Source organism: Marinilabilia salmonicolor, from assembly GCF_003003035.1.
GTDB lineage: Bacteria > Bacteroidota > Bacteroidia > Bacteroidales > Marinilabiliaceae > Marinilabilia > Marinilabilia salmonicolor_A.
In genome coordinates this window covers 72,360-90,419 of the sequence record NZ_PVTS01000006.1, presented here as the reverse complement: position 1 = coordinate 90,419, position 18,060 = coordinate 72,360, and the positions used below count along the sequence as shown (strand labels likewise).

Sequence of the window (18,060 nt, the reverse complement as noted above, 5' to 3'; positions counted from 1 at the left end):
TTGCTTCGTTACGCCATTCCCGAAAAGTACTCATTTACTCAGGTAAACTCCGCATTTTTGGAAATGCCAAGCCTTGCAACCACAACTTTCTGAACCGACACAGCTTCAATTACCATTTTTCCCGACTTTATAGACGGATTCTATTTAGATTGGGGTTGAGACTAAGGTTGAGGTTGAGAGAAACTTAGCTCATAGCTCTTGGCTTATCTCTCATTCCTCAAATTGTCTTAGAGAAACGTTTTTCCCCTGCATTAAGTTTAGGGTCAAAAATGGCTGCGATGTTTCGAATGAGGAAACGACCTGTTGGTGTGACGGTTATCTCCTCATCATCAAAACTGAGTAATCCGTCTTCGGCCAGTGGTTCAAGCTTTTTTGCATCAAAAGCAGTCAAGGTTTTCAGCTCTTCCGCAGTTTTATTGATGCGTCCGGATACTTCCTCCCAGTTTAACCGGTTGTTACACATAATTTCGTTGATGACCTCACGAACTGCAATATCAGTATCATCCATCAGGTAACCCTTTTCTACCGGGGCTTCTCCTTTTTTTATGGCCTCGATGTATGCAGGTACATTCTTGGTATTTTGTACGTAGGCATTGTGCAGCTGACTTATGGCTGACATTCCGAAGGCATAAACCTGTCCAGTGGTGTCGCGGGTGCAATATCCCTGGAAGTTCCGGTGTAGTGTTTTGCTTTTGATGGCTATGCTCAGCGGGTCTTCGGGAAGTGCGTAGTGATCCATTCCGATGGCAATATAACCTGCCTCCAGTAGTGTCTCTCTTGCGTTATCAAACATTTGCATCTTTTCATCGGGCCCCGGAATACCATTTTTTTCCAATGTTTTCTGATGGCTTTTTACCCAGGGAACATGTGCATACGAAAACGTTACAATTCTGTCGGGACGGGCATCTATGGCCTGTTTGATGGATTCATTGAACGATTCCGGCGTTTGATAGGGGAGGCCGTAAATGAAGTCGAGGTTTACCGAAACTCCGTGGTTTCTTAGTATTCGAACGATGTCTTTGACCGGCATGGCTGATGGTTCCCGGTTGGAAGCTAGCAAAATCTTTTTATCAAAATCCTGAATCCCGAGACTCATGCGATTGAAGCCCATTTTTAACAACCGGTCGATGTACTCAATGGTGAGATACGCCGGATTGCATTCGATGGCAACTTCTGCGTTGGATGCCATGGTGTAATTGCGATAGATGGCATTCATAATCCGTTCAATCTGATCGGCAGAGAGCGCATTTGGGGTTCCGCCGCCCCAGTGAATCTGGGTAACCTGTCGCGAGTTATCAATATGTCCGGCAATCAGCTCTATTTCTTTGATGATGGCATCGATGTAATCCTCATACAGATTGTTGTTGCGTGATATGAGGGTGGTGCAACCGCAATAAAAACAAAGTTGCGTACAAAACGGGATGTGCAGATAAAGGGAGATCGCTTTGGGCTGATGCTCGTTTGATTCTTCAACAGCTTTAATGTAGTCCGATGCCGTAAATCCATCCTTAAAAAAGGTGGCCGGTGGGTAACTGGTATATCTTGGTAAAGGTTGGTTGTATTTGTTTAAAAGCTTTTGGTCTATCATTTCTCTACTACTTTCCTAAATAATGTTCGTGACAATATTAATAATATGATGGCTATGTGTGCTTCCAGGATGTACATCCCGTGATAGCCGTATGTGTTTGCAAATTTGCTGAGACCGATGGTCAAAAACAGACTGCTCAGGTGAGTGATTACAATTTGAATGGTGAAATCTGTCCCTTCAAGTCCTTTTCGAACTTTATCCATGGCAACGGTATAAATGAATACTGAAGCCATTCCGTAAGTTCCCCAAACCATGGAACTGGCAACATAAATTCCCCACAGTGGAACCTGCCCGTGCATCTTCCAAACAAAAAACAGGGAAGAGAGGAATCCGGCCAGTAGAATAATCTGCAGTGCAGTTGTTCTTTTTACTCTTCGGATAATCCATCCGCCTCCAAGGGAAAAGACTGCACCCACTGCTGTTCCGTAAATTCCTGAAATCATCCCTATTTCTTTGGTGGTATATCCCTGATCAACCATAAAAGGTTTAAACATGGATAAAAGACCGATGATTCCGGAATAATATACAAACAACAAAAGCAAGTGGCGTAAGTTTCCTTTTTGCTTAAAAAAACTGAACCCATCATCCCATTTGGGACGTCGTTTGGGGGTAGTGGTGACTTGTTCAAGCGGTAATCGCGCAAATGTTACCGGCATTAGTGCCATGGTTACCAGAAATGCAAGCAGTAAGAGTAATGCCTGCCAACCAATATAGTAATAAGCCATAAGTAACACACCGCTTCCGATAGTGGTGCCCAGAAAACTTCCGCCCGATTGCATGCTGTTGCCGTAACTGCGTTCTTCCGATTTGAGGGTGAGTATGGCAAAAGCGTCGGTTGCTATGTCCTGGGTGCCTGATGCAATAAAGGCGATGACCACCAATATTATGATGGTTGTGAAATCGCTGGATAGGTTGAAGAAGCTGATCAGGACAATTACCATTGCATAAAACACCTCAGATCCCAGAATCCAGCGACGGTAATGTTTTCTCGATGGGCTGGTATGATCCACCATTGGGGCCCATAAAAATTTTAATATCCAGGGTATCTTAATGAGCTGAATGAGCCCTATGGAGGTAAGCGAATACTCTTCCTGGCGCATGATTACAGGCACAACGGTTGAGAAAAAACTCATGGGAATGGATTGCGCCAGGTATAGACTCAGAAGAGTTCCGTATTTTTTAAATGATTGGTTCATTGAATGACCTGCTTTTTTGTTTTGTATTCCCCTTATTCAGGGGCATATTTTATATTTTAATTTCTCAAACCTCCCGCTTCCAGGCAAACCTCTAATCTCCAATCTCCGGCTTCTAACCTCCAGTTTCTAACTTCTAAAACATCACTTTCAAACGGGCGCTAAAGTTAGCAGGAATTCCACGTTGAGCATAATTGTTGCCCAATGCACTGAACCTGAATACCTGGTAATTCTTATCAAATATATTCCGTGACCGAAAAGAAAGACTAGCGTTTTTTCTATGGAAAGTAACTGAGGCATTCCAGATCCCGTAATATTCTTGTGAAGCACTGTTCTCATCATCCCAGTATAGTTTTCCGGTTCCCTGATAGTTGATGTTAATCTGAGCTTTGTTGAGCAAGTTGCTCTTGATGGGAATGTGGATGTTTTGTCCGGCATATAGTGTTACACGTGGGGCATACGGGAGGTGATTTCCCGAAAGGTCGGTGCTGTCGTTCTTTTGATACTCCGAGAAAGTAGCCTCTGTGTATCCTGTGTTGATAGTGGTTTCCAGAATTTTATTGGGTCTGATGGCCAACTCTGCTTCCAGGCCTTTGCTTTCTGATCGTCCGGCATTTTTGAGCATGGAACCCCGTCCGCTGGGCACCGGTTGATAAATTTGCTGATTTTTCCAGTCGATGTAAAAACCGGTAATGCTGAAACGCATGAGATTGAGAACCCATTTTGACTTTAGACCGGCTTCGTAATTCCAACTGTGTTCGGCATCAAAAGTCTGGTCTTCCGACCGCTCAAAGGTGCTGTTGAAACCTCCTGTTTTGTAACCTTTGGTTAGCGAAGCATAGATATTAAAAGCATCCAAAATTTGATAATCGATTGTGATGCGTGGCAGAATTTCAGAGAATTTCATGTCTGAGTCGGTAGTGTCCATGGGGATGGTTGCGCCGTCCCGAATCATTTCGTGATAGTAGTCCTGCGTATTTTTTTCCCAGTCTATCCTTACACCAGGTGTGATTGAAAAACCGTCGAACAGAAAGTCGCTGACAGTGCTTTGTGCAAAAGCGGCTACACCGGCATTTGTGTGTTCATAATCTTTTCTGATTTGGGTTGAGTAACCAGGTCCGGTTCCCACGCTCACATTTTTTTCCAGAGAATGGTAGAAACCAAAAACACCAAAAATTGTTTCTGTTTTGTCTCTTTCCATCTTAGCGGTTATTTCTTGTGATAACACATACTGGGTCTGGGGTTGAGATACAATATACCGGGAGTCTGTGGTGAAGTCCTGATCGATGGTTTGTTCATCATCTATGTACTGCCCGCTTGTTACCGCATTCAGGGTTAATTTGTCCATTGACCAGGTATTTACCAGTCCGGCAGTGGTCAGGTTTCGGTCATAGCCGCTGGTTTCGTTGTAGTTGACCGGCTGAAGCTGATTGGTTAAGGGGTTAATAACTCCGTAAGGATAGCCATTTTGCGTACTATTTTCTGTGGAGACGATCAGGTCGCTTTTAAAGTTTTCGTTCCAGCGATGGATAATTCTGGCCCGACCGTTATAAACATCCATTTTGTCGGCCATTTTTCCCGTATAGATATTTTCAAAATAACCATCTTGATGGCGGTATTGTCCACCTATCTGGAAATCGGTTTTTTCTCCCAGGGGTTGGTTGATTGTCAGACCAAAATTCTGCTTTCCATAGTTGCCAAATTCTATTTCTGCATTGGTGCTTTCATTATTTTCGGGACTTTGCGTGTACACATGAATCAATCCTCCCAGGTTATTACGTCCGTACATGGTACCTTGGGGTCCGCGAAGAACTTCCACACGCTCAATATTGTAAAACTCAAAGTCGAAGGAGGATTTGTCAAATTGAGGCACATTGTCCACATAGAGCCCTATGGCCGGACTATTGATGCGGGAACCGATGCCTCTTATATAAATGGGGGAGGTAAGTTTGCTCCCGTAAGATGGCATGTATAAGTTGGGAACCCGGGAGGTCAGGTCGGTAAGTCCGGTTACCTGCTCCTGCTCTATCTGATTCACCGGAATAAGACTGGTGGAGATAGGGAGTTCCTGTAAAGGCCTTTGTTCCCGTGCACTTTTAATTACCACCTCCCCGAGTTGGACTGTAGGGAAATTCAGGCTGTCCAGGGAGACCAGCATTTTATCTTTATCGTAAGCTTGTTGTGCCTTAAGTGGGGTGGAGTTCAATATCAAAACGCCAATGATCAGAAGGAGAGTGGATTGAGTCTTCTGTTTTTCCATTTATTGTATTTTATTCTGTCGGGTCTTGCTGTTTTCGTGCTTTGCAGGTGCAAATACGTTATTCATATTTGATTACAACAGCAGTTCAACAAGATGTGTTTATACCGAAATTTCTGATGGTACAAAAAAGTATTGTAAGCAGCACCATCATGGTTATTGTCTCATTAAGATAATCAAAGATATAGCCTGTAGCCGGATTGAATAATCGTTAGCTGTAAACCCGCAAAAAAAATTGGCAATAGGTAAATATTTGTTCAGGAAGTACTGGTTGCAGGCAAAACACAGCAAATGGTACTTTGAGGAGATCTACCAATTAAGAGAAGTGCAGGCGCAATGGTGCAGGGGGTGCCCGGTCCGGATGGTTTCCGGAAAGTGTTAAATCGTAGAGCGTGTTAGGATATGGCGTTTGGAGCTTTTCTCCAGGGCTGAATAGGAGTCTGGAAATGGTGTTTTTATTCGTTTGTTTGAAACATTGCTTTTTGCAGGTCGGTGTGGTATCGGTAACCTCAGGTTCAATGTTTCTCAGGAGAAAAGAATGGTCGTTACAGGAAGTATAAAAATTATGTTCCGGAATGTTCAGGCATAATGAATCCTTTTCTTCTTCCGGAGCAGATTTGAATAAAAATGCCCAGGCAGAAAAAGCAATGATTAGGATGTATGGAAGATGTGTGGTAAAAAGTCCTAGTTGGAACATATCAAATCCTTTTCCGAACTGCCAAAGGTATAAAAAATGCAGAATTTTTCGGAATTATGGTGCTGATATTTCAATGGTAAAGCTTTTAACCGGACATCAGTGATTTGAACCAATGTAAGATGGTGTTGATTTGAAAAAAATAATTGTCCCGGTTTTTTCGGAGTTTTAAATTTAATGAGGTTTGAGTAGGGGGGTGTCTTTAAAAGTATCAAGAATACTATAACACTAACCCCATTGAAATGGGGGGTGGTTGTGAAAAAAATGTAAAAAAATTCATAAACCCTCTTTGAATATGTATATTTGTCAAAAATAATCCTGAAAAACTTTTAATAGTAAACCGACCAAACATTAAAATTTAAACTATGAGAAAACGATTGATGATGTTGGCTGTCTTTTTGAGTGTTGGGTTTTTCCCGGCATTGGCAGCAGCAACACCGGAGATTGACACCGGAGCCACCGCATGGATGCTTACATCTACCGCTCTGGTGTTGTTGATGATTCCAGGACTGGCCATGTTTTATGGAGGATTGGTAAGATCCAAAAATGTATTAGGAACCATGATGCACAGCTTTGCCGCTATGGGAGTAATGAGTGTGCTATGGGTAGCTGTCAGCTATAGTATGACCTTTGGAGAGAATGTGCTTGGAGGATGGATTGGCTGGAATTCTGACTATTTGTTCTTGAGAGGTATTGATCATACCATCATGGAAGAAGGAGTTCCGGAATATGTTTTTTCCATGTTTCAGGGAAAATTTGCGATTATTACTCCTGCACTGCTTGCCGGTGCCGTGGCTGAACGTGTTAAGTTCAAAAGTTACTTGCTATTCATTACGTTGTGGGGGCTGTTGGTTTACAATCCGCTTTGCCACTGGGTTTGGGCGCCCGATGGATTTTTGTTTAATCTGGGGGCCGATGGGGCGATCGATTTTGCCGGAGGTACTGTGGTACATATATCAGCTGGAGTAAGTGGTCTTGTTGCCGCGCTCTATTTGGGTGCCCGTCGTGGTTATCCACAACGTCAGATGCGTCCGAATAATTTGGTTATTACTTTGATTGGTGCGGGCTTGCTTTGGGTTGGCTGGTTTGGCTTTAATGCCGGTAGTAGTGTTTCAAGTGGTTTGACAACCGCCCAGGCCCTGACTGCCACACAGGTAGCTGCTGCTGCAGGTGCTTTGATGTGGATGGTCATCGAGTTGACTCACCAGGGAAAAGCTACTGCGCTGGGGTTTGCCAGTGGTATTTTAGCGGGTCTGGTTGCGGTAACCCCTGCGGCCGGTGTGGTTCAGCCTGCCGGTGCCCTCATTTTGGGTGCCGTGGCTTCCCTGGTTTGCTATTTTGCTATTATTCTGAAAGATAAATGGGGATACGATGATAGCCTGGATGCCTTTGGCGTCCACGGTGTTGGCGGTATTGTGGGGGCATTGCTGCTTGCTTTTTTGATTCGTCCCGAGTGGATGACAAATGCATCAGAACTGGCAGGTGGAATCTGGACAGCATGGGATCAGTTTGTTGTTCAGGCTGCGGCTGTGGGTATTGCCATCGTATATGCGCTGGTTGTGACCATGGTATTGCTATGGATTGTTCAAAAAACAGTGGGTCTCAAATCCACTCCCGAAGAAGAGATGCAGGGACTTGATCCTTCCTATCACGGAGAAAGAGGTTATGGAATGTTGAATCCAAATTAATTAAGACACCGGAATATGAAACTAATTACAGCTATTATACGAGAGCCGCAACTGGATCAGGTGCGGGAATCATTGATTGCATCAGGGATCACACGTATTACCGTAAGTCGTGTCTCAGGTCATGGTGCTCAGCGAAAGGAAGAAATTTATCGTGGTAAAAGAATTGTTCCCAATCTGATTCCTAAAATCAGAATTGATATTGCAGTTAATGAGGACTTTGTAAATCCTACCATTGATGCTATTGTTGTTGCTGCCAGGTCGCACAACGGTATGGATGGTGAGATCGGAGATGGGAAAATATTTGTGACTCCTCTGGAACAAGTAGTGCGTATTCGTACCGGTGAAAGAGGTGGAGAGGCTATTTGATGTTGAGATTTGAAAAGAAAATGGGGCTTCATTTTAGGTTGGAGTCCTGTTTTTTTTAATGGGTGGCAGATTTAAAAATAAGCTTGTTTCTTTCTTTTGTTGTGTCGATATTCTTTGATTGCTCTTTTCTGTGTTATATCCTGAAACCAGAATACAATACCGTGATAAACAATGTTGGCGATAATTGATGGTTGCAAAATTCCCATTACTCCTCAAATGATTGAGGAAGTCTGTGCTTTTATAATTTCGGAACCCAACTCAAAACCCCGAGCTCTCAACCCTCAGCCTTCAATCCTCAAAACGTTCCCTTATTCCATCCCCAGAAACTTCTCGGGGCATCTGAAAATTCAATGTAAATGCGTGAGGCATCAATGCCAAGATGGTTTTCAATGATGGTGGGAATCTCTTTGGCCAATATTCCTGCCTGACCGTTGGTTAATCCAATACTCTTGATCTCCACAAATGCGGCATCTTCATCTGTGCCACCAAAGGTCATAGGTGTGGGTTGATCAAATTGCGTCATTACAAATTTCTCGGGTTTCTGTAGTGTTTCAGCAATTTGTGCTGAAGCGGCTTTTAGAAAGGTAGTTTGTGCCGTGATGTCAATGGCTTTGTTGGTGCTGATTTTTAGAAATGGCATTTTTCAAGTTTTTATGGTTTTTCTTAAATCCTGATAAACGGGAATGGTCTCCAGTCCGTTCTTATCCATGAATTTGCGGGTTGATTCATAATCTCTGGTAAATCCCAGAATAAATCCTCCGCCTCCCGAACCACAAAGTTTTAAAAAATATTCCTGCGAGTCAATGCCCTCCTCCCATAGTGTATGAATCGATGGGGGAACCATAAGTGACAGATGCTTCTTTTGAAGTGAGGAGAGTTCTTTCAGGCTTTGATAAAATTCAGTTTTGTCGTTGTTTATCAGGTTGTTGATACAGGCATTGTTCAAAGGTGTAAGTTGATGGTCAGTGAAATCCCGAAAAGCATCATTCTTGTCATAGCTTGTCATGAAATGTTGTACCAATGGGGCGGTTTTGCCCGGCTTTCCGCTGTTAATAAGAAAAATGGCATCCGATCTTTCTTTGTCGTACCGCGGGAGTCCCACAGGTTCAATATGATCCAGGTCTTTGAGTAGCAACGGATGTTTGAAGTAGCAAATGAGCGGATCTATACCGGAACTGGTGCCGTGAAACCACGATTCCAGTTGTGAAAGCTGCTCTTTCAAAGATCGGATCTCCGAAGGTGTCATATTATCCCGGTCAGCAAAATTGTGACTGACGTATCGCTGAAAAAATGCTGCCACTAAGGCACCGCTGCTGCCAAGTCCGTAACCTTCGGGAATGGTTGATTCAAAATAGAGACCGTTGTCCAGATCCTCTTTTAGTTGATCCGTGTTGAAGTTGCTAAGCATGGAATTGTTGTTGACCAGAGATTGCAGGTAGTACCAGAAATCATAAAGGTGCTGATTGCTGCGCTGGGCAAAAGCCAGGTCTGTGTAACTGTCCTTATTGGGAAAGGCCAGTTGCCCGTTGAAATGAGCATAAGGAATGGTCAAGCCCATGGATCCTTTGATGATGGTATATTCACCAAAGAGCATTATTTTGGAATAAAATATTTCGCCTGCTTCGTTCTGCATCGTTGTCAATCTTTACGAATTTATGATTTTTTGTGGCCCATTGCCCACATTATCCCTGATGATACGGCTTTTTTCACACAAAGGTTGTAGCTCTTTTTCCTGCCATCCTGAAATTTCTTTTTGGTATTCATCAGGATACAAAAGGTGAATATTGGGGCCGGCATCCATGGTAAAGGAAACAGGGATGTCTTTTGTTTTACGGAACTCCCTGATTTTTTCTATCAGTAAGAGTGAATTGGGTTGCAGGAGTGTGTAGGAAGGAGTACTACTCATCATCAGAGCATGAAGGGAGAGTGCTTCCGATTCTGCCATTTCAATAAAACCCTCCAGATTCCCAGTTTCCAGGTATTTTATGAGGTTAAGCGTGTTGTCGTGTGCCTGCTTAATTCTTCCGTTTCGGTAGGGGTGATGGTTCATCAGTGCATGTCCGGCAGAACTGCTAACGGGCTTCTTTTCACTTTTTACAATCAATATGTCATCGTGAAACTTCTGAAAAACAGGATCTACAGAAACCGGAACCGGCACAGCGTAATGATCGGAACTCTCGGGGATTTCCGTTAACCGGCCCCACAGATTCCAACCACCGTAAACCGATCGTGCAGCGCTTCCTGAGCCCAGACGTGCCACGGAGGAGACCTCCGAAATATCCAGCGGATTTTCAGGGGTTATTTGATGTTGTAAATCTGCAAGACAAAATGCCAGGGCACTCATGGCACTCGCCGAAGAAGCAATACCTGTACTGTGTGGGAAGGTGTTGCTGCTTTCAATCTTCAGAAAGTGATCTTTTATTAGCGGAAGCCGGACCTGAGCCAACTCCAGAAATTTCCTGATTTTCTTATCGAAGCTTCCTTGCTCTTTCCCATCAAACAGGAAAGTGAAACCTCCTTTTTCCGAGGGAGAGGCCGTAACCTTTGTGGTTGTTGTGGCTTCGGAAAGAGAGAAACTGATGGATGGATTGACAGGCTCCTGGACATCTCTTTTGCCCCAGTATTTAACAATGGCAATATTTGATGGCGTTTTCCAGGTGGTATTTGATTGAATGCTATGTTGCATGATTTGTGTCTAGTATTATATCTGACAAGTTAAACAAAACGTGAAAGCCTTTTGTTTGAAAATACTTTTTTGTTTCGGTTGGTGATGTTTGTGACAGCGCAAGAATAAAGTCTCCTCCCCAGGCTCCCAGCGATTTCACCTGTCCCGGGAAATTATGAAAAATTCTTGACTGAACAGGCTCCATTCCTGTGAATTTTCCAATCAGTAACTCATGTTCTTTCATCAGTTTTATGAAGTTGTTTTCTGATCTTTCTGAGGTCATCAGCTCAGTGATTTCAGAGATACGCTGAATGAGTGATGGGTTAATGGGGCCTGATTGTGTATGCTTTCGTATGGAATCAGCTGAGCTTTGTTTCCGGTTAAGATAAACCACCCAAAATTTATCTGCGAAAGGAGGGGAGAATATGGTTGTTTCTGCTTTTGGATTTTCATTGGTGACAGAATAGAAGAGGGGCGAGTGGTTTGTTGCACAGGCAATATCGTATCCTGAACCTCCGAATGTTTTTTCCAGAAGCTTGTATGGATCCACATCCATCCAGCGGGAGATATTACTGATCAGAGTTGAACTACTGCCCCAGCCCCATTCAGGAGCAAACTGCAGATGGGTGTTGACTGTGATTCCTGAAAAACCAACAGGGTTTTTGGCCTGTTTCCCGGCTTCTGAGAGAATTTCCTTTAATTTTAGGGCTTTTGCTTTATCGTTGGTGCTTAATAATTTCAGTTGTGGGGTAAAACGGGCCTCAAACCAGTCTCCTTTGGGATGAGTTGCCTTCCATGTGAAATCTGCTCCGGAATGTTCATTTATTTCCATACTCTGCCCGTATTTTAAAGGTACTGCCAGAGCTTTGGCACCGTAGAGTACCACGTATTCACCCGAGAGCAGTAATTTCCCGTTGGCATGAAATTTTAAAGAATTCCGGTTGCTTTCTTGTTGCATACTATCTTTTCAAAAACTCTTTCACCTTCAACGCAGAAACCGTTTCATTCTTAAAATGGTCCATTGCTGCTTTCTGTTCTTCCTCAGTTGCATTGAGCGACTTTAGCAAATTGGATAGATGCAGTTTCATGTGCCCTTTTTGAATACCTGTTGTAACCAACGAGGCGACAGCTGAAAAATTATTGGCCAGACCTGCGGCAGCAGCAATTCCCATTAATTCATCTGCTGATGGATTTCCCAGCATCTCGAGGGCCAGTGCCGCCATGGGGTGAAGGCGGGTCAGGCCACCAACGGTCCCCAAAGCAAGAGGGAGGGTAAGATCCATTTTGAAGGTGCCTTTTTCAGTGATTTCGCAACTGGAAAGCGAACGATACTTTCCGTCTTTTGCAGCCCAGGCATGTCCTGCTGCTTCAGCTGCTCTGAAATCATTTCCTGTTGCTATTACCACTGCGTCGGTACCGTTAAATATGCCCTTGTTGTGGGTAACTGCGCGGGATGTGTCTGACAAAGCAATATCTACGGCTCGTTTGAATTTCTGTGCAAATCCGGCCGGCTCCATTCCTGCGCTGAAAGGGCTGAGTGCCTCAATGGGGCATTCCACGGTGCTGGTAACGAGACATTCAGTAGTGTAATTGGACAGGATGGCCATGATGATTTCTGTTTCACCGTATTGTTTGAAATCTTTATTGATGTTGAAAAACTCTTTTAACGGCTCTTTCATCTCTTCCAGACAGGAATTGATGAAGTTGGCGCCCATACTGTTCACCGTTTCAAAACTTATATGCAGTTGGAATAATCCGTACTCACCTTCCAAAGGAATAATTTCCATGGCCCGGACTCCACCTCCTCTTTTTTCCATATTTGCAGTAAGGGGGACAACTGCTTCTCGCAGTTTCTCTTCTAATCCTTCGGGCATATTCGCGAAAAAGCTTTTAGGTCCGTCCCATTTAAACCAGATATGTCCTTTTTTCAGGGTGTTGTGAATGGTGGTTTTGAATCCCCCGTTTTTTGCCCAGAAAGAAGCCGCTCTGCTTGCAGCTGCAACCACAGAACTCTCCTCAACGACCATGGGGACCACGTACATGTTGTCGTCAATTTTAAAGTTGGGCGCTACACCAAATGGTAAGTAGAAGTTTGAAAGGGTGTTTTCCGAGAAGTCATCAAAAAGTTCCTGCCGGTCAGGATGCCGGAAGGTTTTGAGTATTTCGGCGAAATCTTCAGGTAGTTGAAAATGTCTCCTCAGTATTTCTATTTTTTCCTCTCTTGATAATTTGGAAAATCCTTTGATAATCTGGTCCATAGATATTGGTTTATCAAAAATATAAACGAGTATTAAAACGACTGACGGATTTTTTCATTCGTTTAAAATTTTGTAATTATGTGATAAAGAACTAATTAAAAATTTGAGAACGAATGGAACCGCTTCGCTCTCGCATAATATTCTTTTAAACATATTCTCTTGTGATATTTATATTTAAAAAATATCATGCTCGTTTCATTCGTTAAATTTGTGGCCCCAAAAATTATTTCTTGTCACTAAGCATCATTTGAATGAATCAGTGTTTTAATATATTGGTCTCATGAAATTCTGAGCAATACCCAGTGCTTTCCTGAGTTGTTTTACAAAGGTTTGCAGCGTTTCATAGTCGTCCATGGCATGCTTTAAAAATGCGGATCCCATTCCAAATACTGCTTTTAACTTACTTTGTTGCGTCAGATACCACCCGTCAGGTACATTGGTGATACCACCGGATATTATAATTTGTTGGCACTTTGCAGCTCGTTTTGCTACAATTTCGTTAATAAATCCTGTCATTTCCGAAGCTGTATGGCCTATTCTGCCGAATGCATCAAAGTGAGATGCCTTATCGCCGGTTACCCTGGATAATTCCAACCGGGCGAAGTTCGTTCCACCTAAGGCTCCGAATTCTATTGCTTCCAGTGGCAGGGCCATCAATCGTTCAAGGCTTGCGGGCCCCATTCCTTGTCCCACCTCTTTAACTATAACACTCAGGTCGGTTTTGGCAAGAAAAGCTTCGATTGTTTCGATAGGTGGTGCCTTTAGGATATCACCTTCGGGTTGAAATGCTTCCTGAAGAGGATTTACGTGAATTATCAGTCCATCAGCCTGGAGGTTGTGAACCAGCACTTCTGCCTTATCTTCAGACCCTGTTGCGATCAGTTTCTCTATCTGGGCAATTCCCAGGTTTGCATAAAGCGGTGCGGATTTCCCCATATACCGACGGACATCAAAGTCAGGGAAATGAGTGTCATCATCTAATAATGACCGACAGGAGCCAAGTCCCATACCCATCCCAAACTCTCCACAGGCGGTTGCCAGATTGCGGTTAATTGTGCCGGCACGCTGGGTGCCACCGGTCATGCTGCTTACCCAGATGGGTAACTTCATGGTTTTTCCTGCAAAATCAAATTCATCAAATTGACCGTTGTGATGTGCTGCCAGCATGGGTTCATAATGAAACCTTCTGTCGGCATCCGTTGCTTCAGTTCTCGAAGAGAATGCCAAATCGATATGGTCTTTTTTTCTGTCTGTCATTTTTATGAGTTGTGGTGTTTTGGGTTTGGAGTTTCGTGTTTTGGGTTCTGGGTTGTGTTCAAACCCGGAACTCCAAACTCGGAACTCACTTAATTCCCAAATGCCTTGCAATTACAAATCTCAGTATTTCAGATGTCCCTTCACCAATCTGCAGAATTCTCTGATCGCGGTAGAACCGTTCAATGGGGTTCTCTTTGAACAATCCGGAACCGCCAAAGATCTGAATGGCCTCATCAGCAATTTCACGGGCAATTTCAGAACTGTATAGTTTTGCAATGGCAGCTTCGCGTGCAAATGGTTTTCCCTGTTCCTTCAGCATACAGCCTTTATAGAGTGTGTTTCGTGCCAGCTCCAGTTTCATATCCATGTCAGCCAGTTTAAAACTGATGCTTTGGAATTTTGCAATGGGCTGACCGAATTGTTCTCTTTTATGGGCATGTTCCAGCGCCATTTCAAAGGCTCCCTGCGCCAGACCAACGCCCATGGCTGCAATGGACAAACGACCGGCATCCAGTGTTTTCAGCATATAGCGGGCACCCTGACCCTCTTTCCCAAGTGTATTGGTGACTGGCACACGGCAGTTATTGAGATTTATACGACCGGTATCAGATGCTCTCCACATCATTTTTCCGGTCATTCTTTCCGACGAAAATCCGGGTGTGTCCTTTTCCACCAGGATGGTGGTCAGTTTCTCTTTTCCGTTTTCATCCGCTGTCATTACCTGAAGGGTGACACCCAGCGTCAGTTCGTTGGCCGAATTGGTTATGTATCGTTTACTTCCGTTGATGACCCATTCATCCGCTTCTTTTACTCCGCGTGTTTTCGTCCCTCTGGCATCTGATCCTGCTGTTTCTTCTGTCAGACCAAAGGCCCAAAGATGATCTCCGGTGGTTAGTTTCGGGAGGTATTTTTCTTTTTGCTCCTGAGTACCGTACTCGAAGATGGGTGTGATGCCAAGACTGTTGTGCGCTGCAATTGTGCCGGCCTGCGAAGCATCCACTCGTGATAACTCTTCGATGGCAATGATGTAGGAGAGGGTGTCAAGATCCTGTCCGCCATATTCTTTTGGTAGTGTTATGCCAAATAATCCGGCCTGACCCATTTTTTTTGTCAGTTCTGCAGAAAATAGTTCTTCCCTGTCCAGTCGCTCTGCCTCTGGTTTTATGACGGTTTCTGCGAATTCTCGCACTTTTTGCCTGTAAGCTTCGTGTGCTTCGGTTGTGAATATCATTGTTGCTGTTTTATGATTGATTGTATGAAAGTTATTTCTGATGTGATTGTACAAGCTGCGGAACCTGAATTCTGGCAAGCAATTGTCCCGCTTTTACCTGCTCATTTAAACTTACCAGGATTTCCTCGATGACACCTCCTTTTATGGCTGACAGTGTATTCTCCATTTTCATGGCCTCTAAAACTACTATGGGCGAGCCTTTTTCAACGGTATCTCCCTTATGTCCGGGGATAGAGGTGATCTTTCCGGGAATGGGTGCTACAATGTCCGTTTCGGCATCAGGATTACTCTCTGGCAGATGACTTTTGGCGGAAAGCATAAATCCGGGTTTTAAACGATACGTATATCCTCCGGTCCCCAGCATCAGTTCTCCGCTGGCCAATGAATACCATGAGAGTATCTGTTCCTGGTTTCTTATTATAAATTTCATGCCGCTTTCTTCGAAGCTGAGTAACCTGATCTCATCCATTGGTTGTCCGTTGACTGACCATTGGAGTGTTTTATCCATTTTTTTGGTTACGGCCAGAGAAAAGGTTTCCTCGCTGAAGCGGACGTTATAATGTCCGTTCCAGCGACGATGCCCCAGTCGAGAAAACAGATTGTCCGCATTTTGGTCTCTGAAATTAAGAACCCAAATCAGATATCCTGCCAACAACAGATTTGTTTTGTCTGTGCCGTTGGGATGAATGGCTCGCTTCAGCGCTTCCTTATGAAGCGTGGTAAATTGTGTTGTGGTTTCACCGGAATTGAAGGCTTCCGTTTTTAAAACTTCCCGTAGGTAAGGGAGGTTGGTGGTAACACCGAGTATGGTGGTTTGTTCCAATGATGCGGTGAGTTTTTTTATTGCCATCTCCCGCGAATGGCCCCAGGCAGTAATCTTGGCCAGCATGGGGTCAAAATGGGGTTGTATCTCTGTACTGCTGTCAAAAAAAGTGTCGGTACGGGCAATTCTTTTTTCAGGCCACCTGATGAAATTTATTGTTCCGGGTTCCGGACTGAAATCATTTAGGGCATTCTCTGCATAAATGCGGGTTTCCACAGCATGACCGTTCATGATAACGTCCACATTCGTAAATGAGAGCGGTAATCCCATGGCGGTCTTTATTTGTTCTTCAACCAGATCAATTCCGGTAATTGCTTCAGTTACTGGATGCTCCACCTGAAGGCGGGTGTTCATCTCCAGAAAGAAGTGGTTTCCTCTATCATCTACCAGAAATTCAACCGTTCCGGCATTGTAATAATTTATTTCTTTACAAAGTTTCAGGGCATCAGAGGTGAGTTTCTCTCTTAGTTCAGGTTTCACAAAAGGGGAGGGCGCTTCCTCAATGATTTTTTGATACCTTCTTTGGATTGAACATTCACGCTCAAAAAGATGCAAAATGTGGCCATGCTGATCGCCCAAAACCTGAACTTCGATGTGCCTTGGGTTTTCAATGTATTCTTCCACAAACACAGTCGCGTTGCCGAAGTAATTCAAAGCCTCTCTCGAGGTGTCTTCCAACATGGATCTGAGTTCACTGCCGTTTTGAGCTATCTTCATTCCTTTTCCACCACCTCCGGCAGCAGCTTTAATCAGAAGAGGGTAATGAAGTTTCGCCTGATTGTTGAGGATTTCCTCAATGGTTCCGGAAAGAGCCTTTGTAACTCTGACCCCGGCTTTTTCGGCAATTTTCCTTGCTTCCAGCTTATTGCCCATTTGGGCTACCGAAAGCGGTGCTGGACCAATCCAGGTGAGGCCTGCATGTTCAACTGCCGAAGCAAATTTGGCATTTTCAGAAAGAAATCCATAGCCCGGATGGATGGCATCTGCCTGGTGTTTTATGGCAACATCAATGAGTTTTTGGGCATTGAGATAGGTGTCCGACAGATTGGAAGTGTCAAAAATAAAGATTTCATCTGCCTGACGTGCCGGCAGGGAGCCTGCTTCATCTTCTGTAACAGGCAATACAGTTGAGATTCCCATTTTCTTTGCCGTGGAGATGATGCGCGATGCAATCTCCCCGCGATTGGCAATCAGTATTTTATGTATGTGTCGTTGGCTCATTGGTTGCCTGATGGTTTTAATTGTTCCAGGATGGTTTTCTCTTTTCAAAAAAGGCATTTACTCCCTCTTGTCCCTGATCAGATATTCTTGCCCTTGCAATTTTTGTTGAACAATACTGGGTTAAATCTTCGTCAATTGGAACAAACTGATGGTCGATTCTGTTCAGAAGATTTTTTGTTTCTTTAGTTGCTTCAGGACTGTTACGGGCTATTTGGTTGGCAATCTCACGGGTTTTGGGAACTATTTTGTCTTTTGGAAACAGGTATTGCACTAGTCCGCTGCTAAGTGCTTCGGTTCCTGAAAACGAAAGGCCTGAGAGCAGAGCAGATCGGGCAAAGGCACTTCCTGTTTTGCGAATAACCCAGGGGGCTACAGTTGCCGGAACCAGGCCGATGGCAGTTTCTGAAAACCTGAATGTCGCATCGGGGGTGGTGGTAACAATATCAGCACATGCCAGTAACCCGATGGCACCTCCATAAGCACCTCCCTCTACACACGCAATAATCGGTTTGGGGTATTCTGAAAGTGTACGGTAGAGCTGGTTGAATAATTCTGCATCTTCCAGGTTTTGTGTTTCATTCTGCTCTCTGCCCTCTTTCATCCATGCAAGATCAGCCCCTGCCGAAAAGAAATGATTACTTCCTGATATCATCAGCACCCGGAACTGATTGCTGTCGGCAGTGCTTTTCAGATAATCTGTTAACTGCACCATCAACTCCTTGTTGAGGGCATTTCTTTTTTCCGGCCTGTTCATCTCAAGGTAGCATACATTCTGAGCGTATTTTTTCGTTAAATGATTCATAAGTATTTGTGGATGTT

Annotated in this window: 15 protein-coding genes; 2 read left to right on the top strand and 13 right to left on the bottom strand. The window is 44.0% G+C overall.

All coding sequences use genetic code 11. The annotated features are described in order from the left end of the window. Window positions 1-217: 217 nt before the first annotated feature. The 4 genes from hemN to BY457_RS07730 all read right to left on the bottom strand — a co-directional run bounded on the left by hemN (window position 218) and on the right by BY457_RS07730 (window position 5,735). The gene (gene hemN, locus BY457_RS07745; RefSeq protein ID WP_106152767.1) at window positions 218-1,588 is read right to left on the bottom strand and encodes an oxygen-independent coproporphyrinogen III oxidase; all 1,371 of its coding nucleotides are present in this window, start codon (window positions 1,586-1,588) and stop codon (window positions 218-220) included. After that, window positions 1,585-2,784 (bottom strand): MFS transporter, encoded by a 1,200-nt coding sequence (locus BY457_RS07740; protein ID WP_106152766.1) that lies wholly within the window; start codon window positions 2,782-2,784, stop codon window positions 1,585-1,587. The genes hemN and BY457_RS07740 overlap by 4 nt, the downstream gene beginning before the upstream one ends. A gap of 133 nt (window positions 2,785-2,917) precedes the next feature. Next, window positions 2,918-5,041 (bottom strand): TonB-dependent receptor, encoded by a 2,124-nt coding sequence (locus BY457_RS07735; RefSeq protein ID WP_106152765.1) that lies wholly within the window; start codon window positions 5,039-5,041, stop codon window positions 2,918-2,920. Window positions 5,042-5,354: 313 nt separating this feature from the next. Continuing rightward, complete coding sequence (locus BY457_RS07730; RefSeq protein ID WP_106152764.1) at window positions 5,355-5,735, bottom strand: hypothetical protein; 381 nt, start codon at window positions 5,733-5,735, stop codon at window positions 5,355-5,357. A gap of 362 nt (window positions 5,736-6,097) precedes the next feature. Between BY457_RS07730 and BY457_RS07725 the strand changes: the two genes are divergently transcribed. Both BY457_RS07725 and BY457_RS07720 read left to right on the top strand, forming a co-directional pair. Continuing rightward, complete coding sequence (locus BY457_RS07725; RefSeq protein ID WP_106152763.1) at window positions 6,098-7,420, top strand: ammonium transporter; 1,323 nt, start codon at window positions 6,098-6,100, stop codon at window positions 7,418-7,420. 15 nt (window positions 7,421-7,435) lie between these two features. Further along, window positions 7,436-7,786: a P-II family nitrogen regulator gene (locus tag BY457_RS07720; protein WP_106152762.1), complete on the top strand. Its 351-nt coding sequence runs from the start codon at window positions 7,436-7,438 to the stop codon at window positions 7,784-7,786. 295 nt (window positions 7,787-8,081) lie between these two features. Here the strand turns inward: BY457_RS07720 and BY457_RS07715 are convergent, their stop codons facing one another. The 9 genes from BY457_RS07715 to BY457_RS07675 all read right to left on the bottom strand — a co-directional run bounded on the left by BY457_RS07715 (window position 8,082) and on the right by BY457_RS07675 (window position 18,043). Next, window positions 8,082-8,426, bottom strand: a complete 345-nt coding sequence (locus BY457_RS07715) for a phenylpyruvate tautomerase MIF-related protein (RefSeq protein WP_106152761.1) — start codon at window positions 8,424-8,426, stop codon at window positions 8,082-8,084. 3 nt (window positions 8,427-8,429) lie between these two features. Continuing rightward, entirely contained in the window at window positions 8,430-9,419 is a 990-nt protein-coding gene (locus BY457_RS07710) for a mevalonate kinase family protein (RefSeq protein WP_106152760.1), read from the bottom strand. Window positions 9,420-9,431: 12 nt separating this feature from the next. Beyond that, complete coding sequence (mvaD, locus tag BY457_RS07705) at window positions 9,432-10,472, bottom strand: diphosphomevalonate decarboxylase (protein ID WP_106152759.1); 1,041 nt, start codon at window positions 10,470-10,472, stop codon at window positions 9,432-9,434. Beyond that, the gene (locus tag BY457_RS07700; protein ID WP_106152758.1) at window positions 10,462-11,409 is read right to left on the bottom strand and encodes a GYDIA family GHMP kinase; all 948 of its coding nucleotides are present in this window, start codon (window positions 11,407-11,409) and stop codon (window positions 10,462-10,464) included. The genes mvaD and BY457_RS07700 overlap by 11 nt, the downstream gene beginning before the upstream one ends. Before the next feature lies 1 nt (window position 11,410). After that, entirely contained in the window at window positions 11,411-12,709 is a 1,299-nt protein-coding gene (locus tag BY457_RS07695) for a hydroxymethylglutaryl-CoA reductase (RefSeq protein ID WP_106152757.1), read from the bottom strand. Window positions 12,710-12,973: 264 nt separating this feature from the next. Then, complete coding sequence (locus tag BY457_RS07690; protein WP_106152756.1) at window positions 12,974-13,966, bottom strand: type 2 isopentenyl-diphosphate Delta-isomerase; 993 nt, start codon at window positions 13,964-13,966, stop codon at window positions 12,974-12,976. An 85-nt stretch (window positions 13,967-14,051) separates the two neighbouring features. Beyond that, the gene (locus BY457_RS07685; protein WP_106152755.1) at window positions 14,052-15,197 is read right to left on the bottom strand and encodes an acyl-CoA dehydrogenase family protein; all 1,146 of its coding nucleotides are present in this window, start codon (window positions 15,195-15,197) and stop codon (window positions 14,052-14,054) included. Between the two features lie 31 nt (window positions 15,198-15,228). Continuing rightward, window positions 15,229-17,241, bottom strand: a complete 2,013-nt coding sequence (locus BY457_RS07680) for an acetyl/propionyl/methylcrotonyl-CoA carboxylase subunit alpha (RefSeq protein WP_106152754.1) — start codon at window positions 17,239-17,241, stop codon at window positions 15,229-15,231. A 16-nt stretch (window positions 17,242-17,257) separates the two neighbouring features. Beyond that, window positions 17,258-18,043 (bottom strand): enoyl-CoA hydratase/isomerase family protein, encoded by a 786-nt coding sequence (locus BY457_RS07675; protein WP_106152753.1) that lies wholly within the window; start codon window positions 18,041-18,043, stop codon window positions 17,258-17,260. Window positions 18,044-18,060 lie beyond the last annotated feature (17 nt).

What these genes read in the sequence shown, in the direction of transcription:
- BY457_RS07685 (WP_106152755.1), bottom strand. Translation starts at nt 15,197, where the DNA reads ATGATATTCACAACCGAAGCACACGAAGCTTACAGGCAAAAAGTGCGA.
- BY457_RS07695 (WP_106152757.1), bottom strand. Translation starts at nt 12,709, where the DNA reads ATGGACCAGATTATCAAAGGATTTTCCAAATTATCAAGAGAGGAAAAA.
- BY457_RS07710 (WP_106152760.1), bottom strand. Translation starts at nt 9,419, where the DNA reads ATGCAGAACGAAGCAGGCGAAATATTTTATTCCAAAATAATGCTCTTT.
- mvaD (WP_106152759.1), bottom strand. Translation starts at nt 10,472, where the DNA reads ATGCAACATAGCATTCAATCAAATACCACCTGGAAAACGCCATCAAAT.
- BY457_RS07690 (WP_106152756.1), bottom strand. Translation starts at nt 13,966, where the DNA reads ATGACAGACAGAAAAAAAGACCATATCGATTTGGCATTCTCTTCGAGA.
- BY457_RS07740 (WP_106152766.1), bottom strand. Translation starts at nt 2,784, where the DNA reads ATGAACCAATCATTTAAAAAATACGGAACTCTTCTGAGTCTATACCTG.
- BY457_RS07675 (WP_106152753.1), bottom strand. Translation starts at nt 18,043, where the DNA reads ATGAATCATTTAACGAAAAAATACGCTCAGAATGTATGCTACCTTGAG.
- BY457_RS07735 (WP_106152765.1), bottom strand. Translation starts at nt 5,041, where the DNA reads ATGGAAAAACAGAAGACTCAATCCACTCTCCTTCTGATCATTGGCGTT.
- BY457_RS07720 (WP_106152762.1), top strand. Translation starts at nt 7,436, where the DNA reads ATGAAACTAATTACAGCTATTATACGAGAGCCGCAACTGGATCAGGTG.
- BY457_RS07730 (WP_106152764.1), bottom strand. Translation starts at nt 5,735, where the DNA reads ATGTTCCAACTAGGACTTTTTACCACACATCTTCCATACATCCTAATC.
- BY457_RS07715 (WP_106152761.1), bottom strand. Translation starts at nt 8,426, where the DNA reads ATGCCATTTCTAAAAATCAGCACCAACAAAGCCATTGACATCACGGCA.
- BY457_RS07700 (WP_106152758.1), bottom strand. Translation starts at nt 11,409, where the DNA reads ATGCAACAAGAAAGCAACCGGAATTCTTTAAAATTTCATGCCAACGGG.
- BY457_RS07680 (WP_106152754.1), bottom strand. Translation starts at nt 17,241, where the DNA reads ATGAGCCAACGACACATACATAAAATACTGATTGCCAATCGCGGGGAG.
- hemN (WP_106152767.1), bottom strand. Translation starts at nt 1,588, where the DNA reads ATGATAGACCAAAAGCTTTTAAACAAATACAACCAACCTTTACCAAGA.
- BY457_RS07725 (WP_106152763.1), top strand. Translation starts at nt 6,098, where the DNA reads ATGAGAAAACGATTGATGATGTTGGCTGTCTTTTTGAGTGTTGGGTTT.